This window comes from Actinosynnema sp. (assembly GCF_052038725.1).
On sequence record NZ_JBQGCX010001462.1, the window covers coordinates 1 to 2581 of the forward strand.

Annotated in this window: 5 protein-coding genes; 4 read left to right on the top strand and 1 reads right to left on the bottom strand. The window is 69.2% G+C overall.

Translation table 11 applies throughout. The annotated features are described in order from the left end of the window. The first annotated feature begins 258 nt into the window (after positions 1-258). The 4 genes from ACTUAL_RS30875 (at position 259) to ACTUAL_RS30890 (ending at position 2301) form a co-directional block, all read left to right on the top strand. On the top strand, positions 259-708 hold the full coding sequence (locus tag ACTUAL_RS30875; RefSeq protein WP_440902697.1) for a hypothetical protein: 450 nt from the start codon (positions 259-261) through the stop codon (positions 706-708). A 40-nt stretch (positions 709-748) separates the two neighbouring features. Continuing rightward, complete coding sequence (locus tag ACTUAL_RS30880) at positions 749-1183, top strand: hypothetical protein (RefSeq protein ID WP_440902698.1); 435 nt, start codon at positions 749-751, stop codon at positions 1181-1183. Between the two features lie 31 nt (positions 1184-1214). Continuing rightward, positions 1215-1649 carry a hypothetical protein gene (locus ACTUAL_RS30885; RefSeq protein ID WP_440902699.1) on the top strand — a complete coding sequence of 145 codons (435 nt, stop codon included), beginning with the start codon at positions 1215-1217 and terminating at the stop codon, positions 1647-1649. Between the two features lie 208 nt (positions 1650-1857). Then, entirely contained in the window at positions 1858-2301 is a 444-nt protein-coding gene (locus ACTUAL_RS30890; protein WP_440902700.1) for a hypothetical protein, read from the top strand. Between the two features lie 85 nt (positions 2302-2386). On the opposite strand, the gene ACTUAL_RS30895 is transcribed toward ACTUAL_RS30890, so the two are convergent. Continuing rightward, positions 2387-2581, bottom strand: a 195-nt coding sequence (locus ACTUAL_RS30895) for a cellulose binding domain-containing protein (RefSeq protein ID WP_440902701.1), incomplete at its 5' end; no start/stop codon positions are given.

Consider the following 2581-nt stretch of genomic DNA (forward strand, 5'->3'; position numbering starts at 1 on the left):
TTTCTGTTGTCGTGTCAGGGAGGCTCTGAGCTGTTTTTGCGGGAGCCGCTTTGAGGAGACATCGTCAGGCGGTTGTGGGAGTAGGCCGCCGCAAAGATGTTTGCAGCAAGGTCGACGACTGGAAGGCACGGGCGAACCGGGACCCCGCTGAGGGCTGACTCACGAGGAACGGCGAAAGCGGTGTCGGGCGTGGGTTCGGCGACTACGCTGGGCCGGTCCTTCGCGGAGGAGGGCGTTCCTGAGCGAGGAGTTGAATCGATGCACCTGGAGCGGGCTGTCACGGCGCTCGCGGCCGAGGCGCCCCGTGGGTGGACGCGGGTCGACGTGGACGCCAAGCTCTGCTCGATGATGCACGTGTTCGGGGTGCAGGTCAGCTCCGACGGTGGGGGTGCGCCTCTGTCGATGCCGTTGCCGAAGGTGGTTGGCAACGATCTCGTGCGGGCTCGGCGGCTGATGTACGAGCCTGGGCGGGGGACGTGGCTGTCGGCGAAGTTGACGGTGTTCCCGGACGGCGGGCACCGGGTCGAGTTCAACTTCGACGACGAACCGGCTTGGCGGCCCCCGCTGCACCCGGTCGCGTACGCCAGGGACCTGGAGGCCTTTCCGCGCGACGACGAGCACGTCCCGGACTGGCTCCGGGAGCAGTTGCGGCTCGCCGAGATCGCCGAGGCCGAGCACCAGGCGCAGATCGCCGCGTCGAACGCGTAGCGCGCCCCCCGGCAGCGCTGAACGGAGAGGATCGCCGGACATGGCGAAGCGGCAGAAGCTCAACCCCTTGCAGCAGAGGGAGATCCTGGACGAGGTGACCGGGGTGGTCCTGGACGCCTTGCCCCAGGACTGGGACTACCTCGAACTTCAGCACCACCAGGTCGGCAACCACCTGAGCCTGGCGGTCGGGCTCCGCGTCGCGGGTGGTGGGGGTCGGGAGTGGAACCCGTCCGATCAGATCTGGTACCTCTTCCAGGACTTGCGCAGCGGGATGTACTCCGAGGGGCAGGGGACCTGGTTCAGCCTCCTCTACAGGCTCGAACGGCCGGGCAGGTGCTCGGTGAGCTACGAGTGGGAGCAGGAGCCCGCTTTCTCCGCGGCTCCGCCCCCTGACGAGATCGATCTGGAGTTGAGGCGCTTCCCGCGTGATCCGGAGTACGTGCCGGACTGGTTCCGGGTGCGTTCCGGCGCTTGATGTCCGGTGATGGGCAGGGGGAGCGGTTGTGATGAGCGAAGTGCTGGGGCCTGAGGAGCAGCAGGAGATCGTTCACGAGGTCGGCGGGGAGCTGGTGTCCGCTGCGCCTGCGGGGTGGCGGTGGCTCCAGTTGTCCTTCCGGTCCACGATCGGTGTTGACACCGCTACCTTCCTGTGCGCGGACGAGAGCGGTGAGCGGCGCAGGGTGGTGCCGCCCGTGCGGGCCATGCTGCTGCTCAAGCGGTTGCGCGGCGGGATGTACGCGGAGGGCGCGGGGGCGTGGTTCACCGCTACCGTGACGGTTGAACCGCCGGGGCGGTATCGGGTCGAGTACGACTACGACAGCGAGCCGGTTTTCATCCCGCCGCTCAGGGGGAGCGCTTACGCCTTGGATCTCGAGCACTTTCCCCGCGCGGAGGGGAGGATCCCGGAGTGGTTGAAGCGCAAGCTCGCGGTGGAGGCGTAACCGGCTGGGTGTCGAGGTGGCGTCATGAACTCACGCACCCGTCCTGCGAGAGCGGCCTCGTGTTCGGATTGGACATCCCGGGTGACCCGTTGGGCGGATTCCGGGGAACCCCGATCTGCTCTGGGCGCGGCAGCAGATGTGCGAGTCGGGGCGTGACGCCGAGCGCGCAGTGCGCCGTCGGCGGCGCCGGATCGGGAGGGGGGCGGGCGTGGCGGAGTGGCTGAAGCTCAACCCGGTGCAGCAGAAGGAAGTCCTGGACGAGATGACCGGGGTGCTCCTCGAATCCCTGCCCGCGGACTGGGAGTACCTGGAGTTGGAGCACCACCACGTCGGCGCGCACCTGGGGCTGCGGGTCGGGTTGCGCGTCGCGGGTGGGGGGACAAGGGAGTGGTTCCCGCCGGAGGACGTCTGGGACCTCTTCCAGGACCTGCGCAGCGGCATGTACGCCGAGGGGCAGGGGACCTGGTTCAGCGGGTACTACAAGCTGGAGCGACCGGGCAAGTGCTCGATCAGCTACGAGTGGGAGCAGGAACCGGCTTTTTCCACGCCGGTCCCCCTCGAGGCGTTCGCCCTGGACCTGGAGCGCTTCCCGCGCGAGCCCGACTACGTCCCGGACTGGTTCCCCCGCGCCACCGGGCAGCCCACGAGCTGACCGCGTCCGCGAACCCCAGCCCCCAAGAGCCGGGGCCCGGCGCACCACGCGCCGGGCCCCGAAAACCCCTGCCGGGCAACCAACCTCAGCCCGCCGAGCAGCTCGGCGTCAACGTCCCCGCGCTCCCGGTCCCCTGGAACCCGAACTCCGTCGACTGCCCCGCCGCCACCTTCCCGTTGTACGCGGCGTTCCGCCACTGCACCGCGCCGCTGGTCCCGGTCCGCTCCGCGTTCCACGACCCGGTCACCGACACCCCCGACGGCAGGTTCGTCGTCACCGT